Annotated in this window: 14 protein-coding genes; 8 read left to right on the plus strand and 6 right to left on the minus strand. The window is 40.6% G+C overall.

Features of this window, described 5'->3' with window-relative positions; all coding sequences use genetic code 11:
• Window positions 1-28: 28 nt before the first annotated feature.
• The 5 genes from H5154_RS04670 to nudB all read left to right on the plus strand — a co-directional run bounded on the left by H5154_RS04670 (window position 29) and on the right by nudB (window position 4,840).
• Window positions 29-1,882, plus strand: coding sequence for a monovalent cation:proton antiporter-2 (CPA2) family protein (locus H5154_RS04670; protein ID WP_182717533.1), 1,854 nt, complete (start codon window positions 29-31; stop codon window positions 1,880-1,882).
• Window positions 1,875-2,771, plus strand: coding sequence for a LysR family transcriptional regulator (locus H5154_RS04675; RefSeq protein ID WP_149982269.1), 897 nt, complete (start codon window positions 1,875-1,877; stop codon window positions 2,769-2,771). Before H5154_RS04670 ends, H5154_RS04675 begins: the two co-directional genes overlap by 8 nt.
• A 113-nt stretch (window positions 2,772-2,884) precedes the next feature.
• Complete coding sequence (locus H5154_RS04680; RefSeq protein WP_182717534.1) at window positions 2,885-3,574, plus strand: pirin family protein; 690 nt, start codon at window positions 2,885-2,887, stop codon at window positions 3,572-3,574.
• A gap of 28 nt (window positions 3,575-3,602) precedes the next feature.
• Window positions 3,603-4,331, plus strand: a complete 729-nt coding sequence (locus tag H5154_RS04685; protein WP_182717535.1) for a sulfite exporter TauE/SafE family protein — start codon at window positions 3,603-3,605, stop codon at window positions 4,329-4,331.
• Between the two features lie 65 nt (window positions 4,332-4,396).
• Window positions 4,397-4,840 carry a dihydroneopterin triphosphate diphosphatase gene (nudB, locus tag H5154_RS04690; protein ID WP_182717536.1) on the plus strand — a complete coding sequence of 148 codons (444 nt, stop codon included), beginning with the start codon at window positions 4,397-4,399 and terminating at the stop codon, window positions 4,838-4,840.
• Window positions 4,841-4,885: 45 nt separating this feature from the next.
• Here nudB and H5154_RS04695 read toward each other — a convergent pair whose 3' ends face one another.
• Genes H5154_RS04695 through H5154_RS04705 form a run of 3 tightly spaced genes read right to left on the minus strand, consistent with a single transcriptional unit; the run spans window position 4,886 to window position 8,989 of the window.
• Window positions 4,886-5,764 (minus strand): DNA-binding domain-containing protein, encoded by an 879-nt coding sequence (locus H5154_RS04695; RefSeq protein WP_182717537.1) that lies wholly within the window; start codon window positions 5,762-5,764, stop codon window positions 4,886-4,888.
• Window positions 5,761-6,702 (minus strand): DUF692 domain-containing protein, encoded by a 942-nt coding sequence (locus H5154_RS04700; protein WP_182717538.1) that lies wholly within the window; start codon window positions 6,700-6,702, stop codon window positions 5,761-5,763. The genes H5154_RS04695 and H5154_RS04700 overlap by 4 nt, the downstream gene beginning before the upstream one ends.
• 13 nt (window positions 6,703-6,715) lie before the next feature.
• Window positions 6,716-8,989 carry a ferritin-like protein gene (locus tag H5154_RS04705; RefSeq protein ID WP_259398452.1) on the minus strand — a complete coding sequence of 758 codons (2,274 nt, stop codon included), beginning with the start codon at window positions 8,987-8,989 and terminating at the stop codon, window positions 6,716-6,718.
• 552 nt (window positions 8,990-9,541) lie between these two features.
• Between H5154_RS04705 and H5154_RS04710 the strand changes: the two genes are divergently transcribed.
• On the plus strand, window positions 9,542-10,852 hold the full coding sequence (locus H5154_RS04710; RefSeq protein ID WP_149982276.1) for a mechanosensitive ion channel family protein: 1,311 nt from the start codon (window positions 9,542-9,544) through the stop codon (window positions 10,850-10,852).
• Window positions 10,853-10,924: 72 nt separating this feature from the next.
• On the opposite strand, the gene H5154_RS04715 is transcribed toward H5154_RS04710, so the two are convergent.
• Together H5154_RS04715 and H5154_RS04720 are read right to left on the minus strand one after the other, a co-directional pair.
• Window positions 10,925-12,070, minus strand: a complete 1,146-nt coding sequence (locus H5154_RS04715) for a DUF1624 domain-containing protein (protein WP_182717540.1) — start codon at window positions 12,068-12,070, stop codon at window positions 10,925-10,927.
• On the minus strand, window positions 12,060-14,132 hold the full coding sequence (locus tag H5154_RS04720) for a TonB-dependent siderophore receptor (RefSeq protein ID WP_182717541.1): 2,073 nt from the start codon (window positions 14,130-14,132) through the stop codon (window positions 12,060-12,062). The genes H5154_RS04715 and H5154_RS04720 overlap by 11 nt, the downstream gene beginning before the upstream one ends.
• Before the next feature lie 111 nt (window positions 14,133-14,243).
• On the opposite strand from H5154_RS04720, the gene H5154_RS04725 reads away from it, so the two are divergent.
• Both H5154_RS04725 and H5154_RS04730 read left to right on the plus strand, forming a co-directional pair.
• A complete protein-coding gene (locus H5154_RS04725) occupies window positions 14,244-14,405 on the plus strand; it encodes a hypothetical protein (RefSeq protein ID WP_182717542.1) in 162 nt (53 codons plus the stop codon).
• A 79-nt stretch (window positions 14,406-14,484) separates the two neighbouring features.
• Complete coding sequence (locus H5154_RS04730) at window positions 14,485-14,730, plus strand: DUF3297 family protein (RefSeq protein ID WP_149982278.1); 246 nt, start codon at window positions 14,485-14,487, stop codon at window positions 14,728-14,730.
• 146 nt (window positions 14,731-14,876) lie between these two features.
• Here the strand turns inward: H5154_RS04730 and H5154_RS04735 are convergent.
• Window positions 14,877-15,381, minus strand: a 505-nt coding sequence (locus H5154_RS04735) for an energy transducer TonB (protein ID WP_182717543.1), incomplete at its 5' end; no start/stop codon positions are given.

Consider the following 15,381-nt stretch of genomic DNA (forward strand, 5'->3'; position numbering starts at 1 on the left):
AGTTAGCCAGTATTAGCAAAGGACAACTATGTTAGAGATCGCATTAATTTATTTAGCCGCAGCCATTGTTGCGGTGCCTATCGCAAAACGCCTTGGGTTAGGCTCCGTGCTCGGCTATTTGCTGGCAGGTATTTTAATTGGCCCGTATTTGCTGGGGTTAGTGGGCGATCAAACGTCTGTTATGCATTTTGCTGAATTTGGTGTAGTAATGATGCTGTTTTTAGTCGGCCTTGAACTACAACCTGCAAGGCTTTGGAAGTTACGCCACTCTATTTTAGGGCTTGGGGGTTTGCAAGTAACCCTAACAGCCGCGGTAATTTTTGCAATTTGTTATTGGTTTATGGCCATGCATTGGCAAACAGCACTAGCAATTGGTTTAATGCTCGCGCTTTCTTCAACAGCAATTGTGCTACAAAGCCTGGAAGAAAAAGGTTGGCTGAAAAATGAAGCCGGCCAAAATGCGTTTTCGGTACTGCTATTTCAAGATATTGCCGTTATTCCTATTTTAGCATTACTACCATTATTGGCGTTTGAGCCAATGTTAAATGCCACCAGCACGCATAATTCGCTAACTGCCGATTGGCCAGTTTGGGGGCAAGTAACCGCCTCAGTAACAGTGATCGCGGCAATTATTTTAGCTGGTAAGTATATTTCTGCGCCACTATTTAGGTACATTGCTGAAACCAGAATGCGGGAAATATTCACTGTATTTGCGTTATTTTTAGTGGTAGCGATTGCGCTGATTATGCAAAATGTTGGCTTATCTCCAGCGTTAGGGACTTTTTTAGCGGGTGTGGTACTGGCAGAAAGTGAATTTCGTCATGAGTTAGAGGCCGATATAGAACCCTTTAAAGGACTGTTATTAGGATTGTTTTTTGTCGCTGTCGGTGCCTCTATCGACTTTGCATTGTTATTTAATCAATTTACTTTAGTGGTTACATTGGTTGCAGCTTTAATTGTTGTAAAGGCCGCTGTTTTGTATGCCTTAGCACGAACTTTTAAAATTCATCATACCCAGCAACTGTTATTCACTTTAGCCCTAGCACAAGGTGGTGAGTTTGCTTTTGTACTCCTGACGATGACTAATACATTGCAAATTTTAACCCCAGAACAAAGCAACTTAACCACCTTAGTCGTGGCCATCTCAATGTTAATAGCCCCTTTACTATTAATGCTTTACGACACATTACAAAAACGTAGCAACACAACAACAAAACCTGAGTTTGATAAACCAGAGCAGATAAGCCCAGCCAAACACGTAATCATTGCTGGGTACGGCCGTTTTGGACAAATTATGGGGCGCTTACTGAGCACCCAAGGGTATGATATTAGTGTCCTTGATCACAGTCCTAGCCAAATTGATCTGCTGCGTCGCTTTGGTAATACGGTGCATTATGGTGATGCAGCACGTAAAGAACTACTCGAAGCCGCTGGAGCTGATACCGCACAATTACTGGTTATTGCTATTGATAATGCCGACAAAACTCTCGGAATAGTTAAACTTGTCCGCAAACACTTTCCGCACTTAAAGATTGTGGCGCGCGCTAAAGATCGTCGCCATGCTTACCAATTACTTAATTTGCACGTTGATGCGTTTAACCGAGAAACCGTTGACTCTGCCATCAACCTTGCCGTTGAAACCCTAGAACTATTAGGAAATTCAAAGGAAGACTCGCAGCGCGCAGGACACTTATTTAGAGAGCACGATCGTGCTTCAGTACTGCAATTAGCAAAACTGTGGGGCGATGATCACAGTTATGGTGTAGCGGTACGCCAACGTACTGAAGATCTAAAACAAGTACTCAATCAAGATAAACGTGCCAGAGAATCACTCAATACCTGTGACCAAGGTGACTGCGAGGACAACCATAAAGATGCTTAAAATAACTTTAGAGCAATGGCGTATGTTTAGGGCTGTGGTTGAACATGGCGGTTTTAATCAAGCATCACTAAAAATTTATAAAAGCCAATCAAGTATTCACAATGCTGTTGGTAAAATTGAGACCGCTTTAGGTGTTAAGTTATTTACTATTGAAGGACGTAAAACAGTGATCACCGAAGCTGGTGAGATGATGATGCGCCGCGCTAATTACCTACTCGATGAAGCCGCCAAAATAGAAGCAATTGGGCAGACCCTCAGTGAGGGGATTGAAAGCAAATTACGCATTGCTGTTGATGAAGTTTTTCCGCAAGCACTGCTTTATAAAGTACTCAACAATACCTCGGCAATGTATCCATTATTACGTATTGAATTATACGAATCAGTACTGACTGGCGCGAATGAATTACTAGAGAACACCAGTGCCGATATTGCAATATCGGGATTCACTGGCAAAGCCGGGTTTAGTGAAGAGTTGTGCAATATCGAGTTTACTGCTGTTGCGCACCCAGATCATGCGTTACATAGCATCACTCGACCTATCACCCTTGAAGATTTAAAATCGCACCGACAAATTGTGGTACGCGATTCAGCCTTACACAATAAACAAGACGGTGGCTGGTTAGGTGCCGACCAGCGCTGGACAGTAAGCCATATGCGGACTTCCATTGATATGATCAGCAACGGCTTAGGCTTTGCTTGGCTACCTAGCACAGCGATTACCAATCAGTTAGCACAAAATCGGCTCAAGCCCCTTAATCTTAGCCACAATAGTAAGCGCAGTGCCATGCTACATTTACTATTTAAAGACGGTGATCGCCTTGGCCCGGCAGCGCGCACATTCATTGGCGAGTTACGATATCAAGTAATGCAGGCTGATCTTGATTGCTAATCAAGGGCTTTCATTCTATTAATTAGAACAAATAGTCCTTTTAAAAGCGATTTTAATCTTCCTTATAAAACTTATACTGCTATTCAAATTAGCGTTTAATCAGGAGTTAAGTTATGCACTACATACGCAAAGCCAGCGAGCGCGGCCAAGTTGATCTTGGTTGGTTACAAAGTCAGCATAGTTTTTCATTTGGCCATTACCATGATCTAAAACACATGGGGGTGTCAGTACTTAGAGTGATCAACGAAGATAAAGTACTTGCAGGCCAAGGCTTTGGCACTCACGGACACCGAGATATGGAAATAATTTCCTATGTCATTTCAGGCGCATTAAAACACCAAGACAGCACTGGTAATGAATACATTGTTCCTGCTGGTGACGTGCAACGGATGAGTGCCGGTAGTGGCATTATGCACAGCGAATATAATGCTTCAAATTCAGCAACAGCGCACTTTTTACAAATTTGGATACAACCCAAATTGCGTGGTATAGCCCCTAGCTATGAGCAAAAAAGTATTCCGCAAACAACTCAGCTTACACCACTTGTTACACCAAATGGCGAACACGGCAGCGTGAGCATCAACCAAGATGCTAGTATCTATCGTTTAAAACTTGATGCGGGTCAATCGCATACATTGCAAACAGCGGATAGAAAAGGTTATTTGCATATTATCTGCGGGCATATAGACGCAAACAAGCAAAATTTTAGTAACGGCGATGCCTTTGCACTAAATCGCAATGAACGGGTAATATTAACAGCCACCAGCAGCTTAGAAGCGCTGTGGTTTGATCTACCAGCATAAAGTAAATAATCAGTAAGTAGAAAAACCAATGACAGTAACAACCCTCTCTATCATCGCATTTGTCGTATTGCTCACCGGCGTGTCAAAATCAGGCTTTGCAGGAGCGCTTGGAGTGTTTAGTGTCCCTTTACTAATGCTAGTGATGCCCCCCGTTGCCGCAATCGGTTTGATGCTACCGGTACTTATTGTTGCCGATGTCTTTAGTTTAAAAAGTTACTGGCAACAATGGGATATACAGCAACTTAAACGCTTACTACCGGGTTTATTGGTAGGCGTAGTTATTGCACATGCGTTAATTGGCTGGTTAGATGCGGCGTTTATAAAAACAGCGATTGCTATTTTATGTATAGTGTTTGCTATTCGCAGTTTAGCCTTTAGCAAGTTTACTTTGAATGCCTTAAATAGCCGTTTAGGTGCCTTCTCTATGGGCGGTTTAGCCGGTATTGTAAGTACCTTAGTACATGCTGGCGGCCCACCTTTAATAATGTATTTCAGTACCATTAAGTTACCACCGAAACGATTTGTCGCAACTGTGGCGATTATTTTTGCGATGATGAATGCCGTCAAGCTTATTGGCTTTATTAGTCTGGGTTTAATCGAAATAAAGTGGGCATTAATTGCACTTGCCAGCTTGCCGATTGCTTTTTGTGGTAATCGTTTAGGGATCTGGTTGCAGGGCAAACTCAATACTTCGCAGTTTCTGAAAATAATGAATGTACTACTCTTGTTGCTGGGTATTTGGTTGTTAGTGATGTGATCTGGCTAGTTAAACATTTCGTAGTTAGGTAAACTGATTCAACAAACGCTATTTAAGGCTCTATTTTGTTAAATAACCAACCACTTCGTAAACCCTTCTCTGTACTGGTTGTTATTTATAAAAAAAATAAAGACTGTTTACTGATCCAACGTACCGATGATGCTAACTTTTGGCAATCAGTCACCGGCGGGATTGATGAAGGCGAAACGCCTATTGTGACAGCTTACCGTGAGCTATTAGAAGAAACAGGGATAGATGCCCGCGCACTGGGTTTAACAATACGTGATCACCAAAAAACCAATCAATATACCATTAGAGAGTCATGGCGACACCGCTATCAAGCCAATGCGTTAATTAATACTGAGTATGTTTTTAGTATTTGCGTACCCGATGATATCGCCATTACTTTAGATCCGAATGAGCACACTGATTTTATTTGGCTAACGCAACAACAAGCGGCTGACAAAGCCTGGTCGCCAAGTAATCGCGATGAAATCTTGGCGTTATAGTTTATTTAATTGTTATCAATTAGGTTAACTGCTTACTTGTAGCACTTATTGAAACAACAAGCCCATATTGATTGCTTGTGGCAACCACATCATTGCGTCTGAGGTTAACTCATCGCTAGAAACCTCTAGCTGTAATGCTGTTTGCTTAATCGCCATATTAAAGCTACTTCCTTGTATACAAAAACCGAGTAGCAAATACTGCCAATGAGCTAAAGACCAGACTCTAAATCTATAATGTATACGTGTTAAAGCAAGGTAACATGGTTGCTGAATAGGTAAAATCAACTCATCAGGCATTACTTCTAATTTTGCTATGCAGGCTTCAATTTGTGAAATGAGCTCTAAAATAGGGTAATCTAATGTTATTACCCGCAAACAAGGCGCCGCTTGAATATCAGTATTATTTACTAAACACGTGAGCATTTGCTGTTCGATAGAAAGCTCGGTTGCCGTTACATTTTTTTCAAGACCTTGGGCTACTAACACCTCAGACTTGGTGCGTTCAAATAAGGCTATTTGAGCAGGTAAATCGACCATAGTTTGTTGAGCAACATCGATTATACCTTGTGGTTTAGTTTGTGCTAAAAATTCGGCGAATTGCTCACCTAAATAATATAGACTCCAACTTTTAGAAGGCACCGTCACAATAAATGCTTTAGCAAATGTGGAAAATAACGAATCTCCCATATACTGCGCCAACAATGAAAACTCACAACGTAAACAATCCACAAGCCTTAGCACATAACCTGCAGCGTAAATATCTACTCGCTGCTGGGCTGAAATTTTATCTGTACTTTTAATTAGCGTATCAAGCATAACGCCATCATGCGCATATGCCTGTAAGAGTTTATCATCCAAATCACCACGAACAATTAATACTGTTTGCAACCAATGCTGCACTTGCCTCAATGAATGTTCACTCATAATTTCTCTTTAGCTAAAACCAGCGGTGTAGAAATACAACCTTGTTGGTGGTTATTTTGTACTGGAGCATGAGGAATTTGACCCGCTAATACAGTTTTAGCTTTGTTTAACTCAGCGACTAATTCAGGAAACGCAGGAATATTTGCATCCCATTCCAGTAAAGTCGAGACAGGCCCACATAAAGATTGCGCGAGTTGATACAATTCCCATACAGGTTCAGGAACTGGTTTATCATGGGTATCTATCAAACAATGCCCGCTGAGTGTTGGCCCCGCCAAATGCATTTGCACAATACTTTTAAGCGGTAAGTTTTTTATATATGTCCTTGGGCAAAAACCGTGATTATACGCCGACACATAAACATTATTAACGTCTAGCAGCATAGCACACTGTGTTTGTTCGACCAGCTGCGTAAAAAACTCCGGCTCCGTGAGCGACGAGTTTTGAAACTCTAAATAAGTAGAGGGGTTCTCCAGCACTAATGGCCGCTGTAAAAAGTCTTGTACCTGATTAACCCGGTTAATAACATGCTTTAAGCTTTCCTCAGTAAGCGGCATAGGTAGTAAATCGTGGCTATTTATTCCTGCAAAGCCTGTCCAACATAGATGATCTGATATCCACGCTGGTTTTACAAAATCCGCCAATGCTTTTAACTTTTCTAAATAGTCAAAATCAAGCGCAGAGCTACTGCCTATATTCATAGACACACCATGCATAACAATAGGGAAATCAGCCATCAATTGTTCTAATACATGACGGCCATAGCCATAATTATCGATGTAATTTTCACTAATGATCTCAAACCAATCAACCCCTGTTACTGGTTTTTGCATTAAGTACGGATAATGCTCACTGCGCAACCCCAAACCAAAGCCTAGCGGGTTTATTTGCTCAATAGCAGAAGCAGCAAAAGGCTGCTTCTGTATGTATGATGTCATGTATTCAATCCAATTAAGTTGAAGGCGGAAGCGCTAAGCGAATATCATCTGCAGGTGGCGGCGTAGTTTGCACTCCTTTTGCATTACAATAGGCCTGCCACGCGATACTGTAAACCGCATCACCTTCTTTAAATGGCATTTGCTCTAGAACTTTACCTGTTTCTGGGTCGGTATATGGTTTAGCCGTAGATGCATAGTCTGGTCCATCACCAAATTCAAATAATTGCATCTGGGGTTTTGCTGATGGCTCTTTTGGGAATAGCTGCGAGGCAGAAATCGGCACAGCACAGCCACCTAAATTATTACATTTGTTATTTGCAGGAGCGCTAAATGGACCATCAGCAGGGGCGCTACCACCACAGCTTCCTCCCGGTGTTGTGCTATGCACAAACCCACACCCACCTTGCGCTTTGCAATTGTTCGAACCTTTACAGCTGTGGAACACTGTTGCGGGAGGCAAATTATTTGAATTTTCTTTTGTATAATCCATACCTTGGCATGCATGGTATAAAACATCCTTAGACATATCCGCAATACCCGCAACCAGATCTGGAGCCTGCCCTGTTGTAGCCCAACAAATAGATACTCGATCGCCCGAACCACCCATTGCAGGACCTGGAAACTCAGTCGTTTTACCACCCCAATAGCGATCCAATGCTGTGGTAAGTCCTTTTAAAGTGCCAACCGCTGATTCACTAAAAATTTGATGTGTTTGTGCACGACGTTCAGGGCTAGAAAACAAATTATTCAATGCTTTTTCTACATCAACTACAGCAGGTAAATCTGGGTGCTTCTGCTTAGCCTTATCGCCACCTTGCGGGTTAAGCATTGCTACTGTAAATTTACCGCACAAGTTATGCCACGTTTGCCAGGTCATATACACTTGGGCCGCGTTGTTATCACTGTAAGATTGACCCTCTTGGTATTCATATTGAATAATCAAATCAAGTACATCAGCAAAGGTAATAAAATGATCTTTTTTAGTATTTGTAATACGTGCGCATGCAATACCAGATACAGGAAGTGGCTTTTGCCCAGCGCTATCCGCTGGGTAATCTTCTTTTAGGTTATCAGCATTAGGTTGAAACTTAGCAGCGACCTGATGATCATCTGCCTCAATCGGTGTGCTTTTCAATGCTACCGTTTGTTGCTGCAAATACGTTATTACCCAACTCTCTGCCGCCCAGCGGCTGCAGATTTCAGAAACAACACCTTTACCTTCACCTTGATCCGTTATTGCATTGATATTATTAACAATCTCAATTTTTAACTTATCTAGATCATTACTTTCATTGATTGAACCATTAATCCCCGGGTATTGCGGTTTATATTCGGCTGAGTCACGAGTATTAAAGTAATCACGTTGCACGGAATCAGGTTTAGCTGGATTCACCAAAATATCAATTAAGCTACTACCATCCTCATACACAATTTCAAGATAGTCCCAATAACAGCAATACATATGCCCGATAGAACCAAACATAGGTAAATCAACTTCTGTATCTGTTGCTTTAAACCAATCAAAAGGAGCTGTTTCAAAGTATTTAGGTCGAACGCCATCTAAATCTTTATTGATTATTAATTTTTTTGCACTTTCCTCGGTTTCTTCAATCAATAAAAACAGTAAAGCCTGCTCTTTTGTCAATGCCGCTGCATTGACTCGCATATCTTGTAGTGTTTGACCCTGAAAGTGAGTTGTAAAGTATTCTTTCACTTTAGGGCTAAGTTTTGATAAATCACGGCTGCAGTCTTTAAAATCTAAGATATGCGGGATTTGCGTTGTATCGTCATAACAATGCCAACCAAACTTTTCTGTTTGCAGTGCATTACTGGTAAATGAAGGAGTTAGATTTAGTTTACTGGCGATATTAGAAGCCAACTGTAAATGCAGCATTTCTTCTATAAACACACTATAAACAGCATTAAACGCCTGTTCATTTACGCTCAGTGGCTTGCTGGGTTTTGGCGTTGGAGTAATATCTAATTTTGCTATTCGTTCATTAGGAATAAAGCCTGCTGTTGCCCCTAACCCAGGCCATAAACGCTCGGGATACAAGCCTTCATCCCCACCTATTGCATGCATGCCTTGTATTGAATACAGACCTGTCATATATAACGGGATGGTAAATAACTCAACGTTAATCGCAGCTTGTGCGATGGCTTTTATACACGCAATATCAGCGTCTTTGTAACTTACGGGACGCTCTTTAATTTTTTTGTATTGTTTGATGCTGACTTTAAGATCAAGATCGAGGTTAATCCTTACCGCCTTTTGTGCACTCTGCATTTTCAATTGCTCCATGATGACAGTTATATGCGACCAAGAAACTTGTCGCGTAAGTCAAATGAGTGTAGAAGGTTTCATCAGCGATGCAGTATTACAATACATTACAAAAGTAGATATTTGGCACAGAAGTAAAACTAATACTTTAAAACCAAAGAAAAAGTGACTAAAAAAACATTGATAATAAAACCACTATTTTAAAAGCATTTAGATAAGTGAGTCCTTATTGCGATTGCAGATATTTCGCACTATATGAAAGCTAATAATTTTTTAGTCCCAAAAGCTCACAACCTACAACTTTTATTTATTGCCACTCCCATGCTATCAAAAGCATTATCAAATTTACTCCAATAGACACTCTAACTTTGTTTGGCTAGCATAACGACAAGCGGCCGAAAAGCTTGCTCACTCAGTAGTCGCGGTGAAATACTCACGCTAAATGACACAGTAAAGCTCTACTATTTGTCAAATTTATTGATACGTTTATTTATTCTGTAAATTTTTAGACTTATCAGCCATAGTAAAGATCTTATTTTATCTAAAAAAGTACTCCGTATGGATAGTGAGTTTTTTTCCAAACAATTTGAATCTGTTTGGTTATTGATCCAATCAATGCTTAGCCAACAAGCAACGTATCTACAATTATTGGTGATCATCACCAGCTATGCTGCCGCCTATTGGATTTATTCTAAAACAGTTAAAAAGCGCGTTGATAAGCACACTAAAGTGGCGTCCGATCACCCAATAAACATTATGCTGTTTCGACTTAGCAATATCGTTTACCCGCTAGTAGCAATCATTTTACTGCGAATATTTACCTCTATCGGCATCACTGTAGACTTGCAAGTGTGGTTAATGAATACCGCGCTCAACATTGCTATATTGCTGTTTGCTTACTCAATTATTAAAGAGTTTGTTAGCAGCCCTTTTATGTCAGCACTGTTTAAGTTAGTTGGCCTGCCCGTTTTGCTGTTGCACCTACTGGGCTTTTTGCCAGCATTTATTAAAACCCTTGAAGCGGTTTCGATTAATTTAGGCAATATTCAAGTCAGTTTATATGGCCTAACTCGGGTATTGTTTTTTGGCGCTATTTTATTTTGGTTAGGTCGCGCTTCCAGTAATGTTGGTAAGGTTATAATTCGCAACCAGCAAACTCTGGATATCAGCACCCGCGAAGTCTTTACCAAACTCTTTGAAGTTGGCCTGTTTTGTGTCATCGCGTTATTACTGCTTAACATTATGGGTGTTAACCTCACCGCCCTTGCTGTGTTTGGTGGTGCGTTAGGTGTTGGCCTTGGTTTAGGGTTGCAATCAATCGCCTCCAACTTTATTTCTGGCATCATTATTTTGCTCGATAAGTCACTCACCATTGGTGACTTTGTTGAGTTAGAAAACGGCAAAAGTGGCTTTGTTCGAGAGTTCAAAATGCGCCATGCAATTTTAGAAACTTACGACGGCAAAGACATACTGGTTCCTAACGAAACCTTTATTTCATCACTGCTGACCAACTGGACCCATAAAGACCCAAAACAGCGCTACCGTGTTGATTTTAGTGTGGCATACGCCACCGATGTTAGAGCCATGGTAGAAATAATTAAACAAGCTGTTGCCGAGCATCCACAAGTAATTAGCGGGCCTGATGTACCATTTGAAGAGCGTCCTGACTGTGAAATAGATAGCTTTGGCGATAATGGCATTAATATGTTTGTGGAATTTTGGATGCAGGGAATTGATGATGGTAAAAACCGGGTTGGTGGTGATTTACTATTAATTATTCTAGAAACCCTCAAAGCTCATAATATTGCGATACCATTCCCGCAACGCGAAGTTAGAGTGCTTAATGAAGACATGCTAAAAAAAATGTAAAAAATAAAGGCATAAAAAGCGGTGTTATAAACTTATAACACCGCTTTTAACCACTAAGTAAGTGTTATATCTCTAAAGATACTTTAACCAAGGTTTATTTGCTTTGCGCTTATAGTGACTAAATGCCTTAGTTGGCCAATATAAAGTAACGGCTAACACAACCGTAATTAACCAAATCCATGTAATATCATTTACGGCAAAATATGCACCATGATTAGCACCAAAAATAGCACTGCAAATTGTGTATAAAATCAATAAAACGTAAAGATGAAAAATATAAAAGAACATCGGCACCGAGCCATACACTCTTAAAGCATTACTAAAGCGATTTAACGGACGCTCAAAAAACCATAAGCCAAAAAACATCAGCGCTAAAGTGATTAATAAAAAGCTCAGTGAAGGTGGATATTTGGTAACGTTAAATATCGACATAGCCGTTTGCACTGCTGTTGAAAACTGCTGCCAAGGTAGCGTTTCGCCATAGATATTTAAGCCGCGTAAAATAGCAAATAACGCTAGACACGCTAAGCCCAAACCAATCAGCCACTGTTTACGATCTTCACTGTCTCGGTTATGTGCATACAGTGGGCCTGCGCAGTAACCAAGTAATATAACCCCAATCCAAGGTAATACTGGGTAACTGATTTTGACATTAACTAAACCACCTTCAGAGATAAAGCCGCGATCGTGCAGAATAGTCCATAAGGTATAACCCCACTCATCAGGACTGAAGGTAATTGGTGTAAGTAAGTTATGACCAAAAACAATCAATAAACCCAATGCTAACAATAGTCGTTGCGGTAAGTTAATTAGTAATGCCAGAGCCAGCATACACAGGCCAATAGCCCATATCACTTGTAGAAAAATAGTCGGGATAAACCAAATCCACAAAAAGCAAATAACCGTAACTTCAAGGGCAATTAAAAACAACCCCCGCTTAACTAAAAAACTACGAGCAGAGCGCACTTTACCTGAGCTTGGGTGGCTATAAAGCCACGCCGAAAGCCCTGTTAAAAAGATAAAGGTTGGCGCGCAAAAGTGCGCTGCAAAACGGCTCCAAAACAGCCCTGGAGAGGTAACGTCAACATCCATTGGGTCTAATACCGACATTTGCGAGAAAAAACGCTCTCGCACATGATCAAGTAACATTAATAAGATAACCACGCCACGCATGATATCGATGCTATGAATACGGTTTTTAACTTGTTCAGAAGTCATATGTTATACCCAATTTAAACTGTGTTGGTGCACCAGGGTAGGCCCATAATGCATTGTAGCTACTGGCTATGTAGCTTTCATCAAATACATTATCAACATTAAGTGAAACATTTGTCCGTTCAGTCGCCTGCCATTGAGCAAATAAACCCACCAGCTGATAACTTGGTAAGTTAAAAGATAAGTTTACTGGGTCGCCTAGTCGCTCTGAAATATATTGATAATGACCACCAAATTTAATGTCTTGCTCAAGTACACGGGTATTGTGATTTAAAGAAAGCGAAAAATTATTTTTTGGTACGTTAACTAACGGGCTACCTTTAGGAATAGGCTCTAACCAATCAACATTAATCATGTCTTTGGCTGTTTCAGCCTTTACGTAAGCATACGAAAGTGTGTACTGAGTGTTTTCACCTAAACTACCAGTCAGATCAACCTCAATACCTTTACTGGTTACTTTACCAATAGGTTTTGAATAACCCTTATCGTCAGCCACCAACATGTTGCCTTTGCTAGCATCAAATAAAGCGATGGTACCGCTAACGTTGTCAAAGCCGAACTTCACACCCACTTCAAAGGAATCACTTTCTTCAAAACCAAACGATTTACCCTGAGCGTCAGTACCACTTAAAGGTATAAACCCTTCGGAATAGCTGGTATAAAGGTTAATCGCATCATTTAGCTCATATACCATGCCTAGCCGTGGGCTAAGTCGATTCATCGTGCTATCTGAAGCAACACCTGACTTAGTCTCGAAAATATTCTGCTCAATTTCATCAAACCGCAATCCCAGCATTAATTTAAAACGCTCGGTAAGGTCTAACTGATCTTGTACATAAATACCGTATGCCTTTTGCTTTTCATTGTTTTCATACAGTTGCGCAACATCGGGGCCTTGCCCTTCACTGTAGTTTGGCTGATAAATATTTAATGTGTACGTATCTTTACCACCACGATAACGATAAAGCCCAGTGCGAAGCTCATAGTCATACCCATCAACACCAATCAAAACATGGTTAGTGATATCAGCAAGATCAAAATGACCACTTAATTCTGCGCGTACTGACAAATCATCAGAGTAATAATCTCTATAACGGTGTTGACGCGTAAGCATAGGATTATCTAAAGACAAAGTCTGTCTTGAAGGAGATAGTTCAGCATCAGACGAAAAACCTGTTAACGTAGCGGTACGATGGTTAGCGCCCAATAAGAGTGACCAGTCGCGATTAAAGTCATAGTCATAATTAAGTTGGTGTCCGCGAGAGTGCACTTTAGTTGGCGCATCATTAGGGTTACCTAAAAAACGGCTTCTAGGTACGGTGTCAAAATTATCGTTAAGTACAACAATACCTCGGTCATACATTTGCTGCTGGTCAACGTACTCAAACTCATACGTTAATGACGATTTATCATTGATGCTGTAATACACCGAAGGCGTGATCACAAACTTATCATGATGTACGTGATCTCGAAAACTGTCACTATCTTGCCATGCACCATTAATTCGAAATGCAATATCTTCAGTTAGGCCGTTAGTGTAATCACCTTGCACACGTTTATGATCTTCACTGCCAAGTTCAGCTTTTAACTGGCCTTGCTGATAGAACTGTGGTTTTTTAGTAATGATATTAATTGTACCGCCTGGTTCAGAGCGACCATAGAGTGCAGAACCAGGACCTTTTAACACTTCAATATATTCAATGTTAGATACATCACGTGGGCCCGCAAAACCTCGCCCACCACTAAAGCCATTAATTAAATAGCCTGATGGCATATTTTCATTACCCGATAGCCCCCTTATAGAGTAGCTATCCCACAATGCCCCACCATTATTTTTGCGAGAAATACTGGCAGAAAAATCAAGTGCATCCCTGAATTTAGTGATGCCATTATCAACCATCATTTCTTTACTTAATGTGGTAATTGACTGCGGCAGCTCTTTAACAGGAATATCTCCTCTAAAGGCTTGTTTATGTGCAATTGTGATGGTTTCTATATCTGATTCTGTGGCATTAGAGCCAAAAGAGAGTGCTGCAAAGGCAAGAGTTAATGCTGAGTACTTCATGATCCACTTTAATGATTGCTAGTCTTGTTTGGATATAATATAACATAATTGCAAAGCAGTGATACAATATAACGTTCAATTTAATAAAAAATAATACCAACCCTAAATGCTATGGTGTCAGCTACTCTGCAACTTGTTCGTAAATGGCATTGGCCTGAGCAAGAGCAAGCGACTAACCTCACTATGCGCTTTGATTATTACTTTGACAAAGATGTCACTCGTGACGAAATAATTAGCCACTGTATTAAGCAATCAAAGCAACTGTGCAGTTAATTTATTTTGATCAGTATATTGAGCCTAAGGCCTGTATTGCCTACAATGGCACACAATATATTCAATGCAGATCACAATTATGACTGATACAAATAAACCAGAATTACCAGATCAACTTTCGATCAACCCACGTAGCAAATTTTATGTAGAAGAAGTATTCGAGCATGAAATCGGCATTACACTTAACGGCAAAGAGCGTTTTGACGTTGAAGAGTACTGCATCAGTGAAGGTTGGATCAAAGTAGCCGCACCTAAAGCACTAGACCGCCGCGGCCAGCCATTACTTATGAAAGTAAAAGGCACAGTAGAAGCGTTTTATAAGTAACCGCTAAATAATTGAAAAAGCCGACTTTTGTCGGCTTTTTCATCACTGATTTTTACTTAGCGCTAGATAACGCTATAACATTACTTTAATACCTTTTTGCACTCGGCTCTATTTAAACTCATTGATACCTTGGCAATTAAAAGCCGTTACCTTATAAAAAACTCAACAGGTACAACAAGCTCAAGATTATTGCCTGCGATACCATTTGGTATGGCGGGTAATGGCTGTGCGCGTTGTAACATTTTGAGGGCTTCATCATCCAGTGCTGGGTAACCCGATGTTTGCTCTATGCGGCTTGTGACGATCATACCGTCACGACCAACTATAAAGTATACGATTACAGTGCCTTGCTGGCGTCTACTTTTAGCTATTCTTGGGTATTCTTTGTGCTTTTCTAGCCATGTTAATAAGGTCGTTGCATAGTTTTTTTTGTTTGCAAAACTAGCATTAATAGCCCCCTTGTTAAGGGGGGAGCTTTGCGTATTCGTTGCAACTTTTTTATAACTAGAGACAACGCTCTCTGCATTTATTGCTAAGCTTGCACCCTCTGCACCTTGGGCTGGTTTCTCTAGGGGCTTAGATTCTGGTTTAAGCTCTGGTTTAGGCTTCGGTTTAAGCTCTGGTTTAGGCTCTGGTTTAGGCTCTGGTTTA

It is taken from the genome of Pseudoalteromonas sp. SR44-5 (assembly GCF_014163675.1).
Lineage (GTDB): Bacteria > Pseudomonadota > Gammaproteobacteria > Enterobacterales > Alteromonadaceae > Pseudoalteromonas > Pseudoalteromonas rhizosphaerae.

Bases quoted from the DNA above. Each gene is read 5' to 3' on its own strand.
- H5154_RS04725 (WP_182717542.1), top strand. From the start codon at position 14,244: ATGGTGTCAGCTACTCTGCAACTTGTTCGTAAATGGCATTGGCCTGAG.
- H5154_RS04670 (WP_182717533.1), top strand. From the start codon at position 29: ATGTTAGAGATCGCATTAATTTATTTAGCCGCAGCCATTGTTGCGGTG.
- H5154_RS04680 (WP_182717534.1), top strand. From the start codon at position 2,885: ATGCACTACATACGCAAAGCCAGCGAGCGCGGCCAAGTTGATCTTGGT.
- H5154_RS04675 (WP_149982269.1), top strand. From the start codon at position 1,875: ATGCTTAAAATAACTTTAGAGCAATGGCGTATGTTTAGGGCTGTGGTT.
- H5154_RS04705 (WP_259398452.1), bottom strand. From the start codon at position 8,989: ATGCAGAGTGCACAAAAGGCGGTAAGGATTAACCTCGATCTTGATCTT.
- H5154_RS04700 (WP_182717538.1), bottom strand. From the start codon at position 6,702: ATGACATCATACATACAGAAGCAGCCTTTTGCTGCTTCTGCTATTGAG.
- H5154_RS04685 (WP_182717535.1), top strand. From the start codon at position 3,603: ATGACAGTAACAACCCTCTCTATCATCGCATTTGTCGTATTGCTCACC.
- H5154_RS04710 (WP_149982276.1), top strand. From the start codon at position 9,542: ATGGATAGTGAGTTTTTTTCCAAACAATTTGAATCTGTTTGGTTATTG.
- H5154_RS04730 (WP_149982278.1), top strand. From the start codon at position 14,485: ATGACTGATACAAATAAACCAGAATTACCAGATCAACTTTCGATCAAC.
- H5154_RS04695 (WP_182717537.1), bottom strand. From the start codon at position 5,764: ATGAGTGAACATTCATTGAGGCAAGTGCAGCATTGGTTGCAAACAGTA.
- H5154_RS04720 (WP_182717541.1), bottom strand. From the start codon at position 14,132: ATGAAGTACTCAGCATTAACTCTTGCCTTTGCAGCACTCTCTTTTGGC.
- H5154_RS04715 (WP_182717540.1), bottom strand. From the start codon at position 12,070: ATGACTTCTGAACAAGTTAAAAACCGTATTCATAGCATCGATATCATG.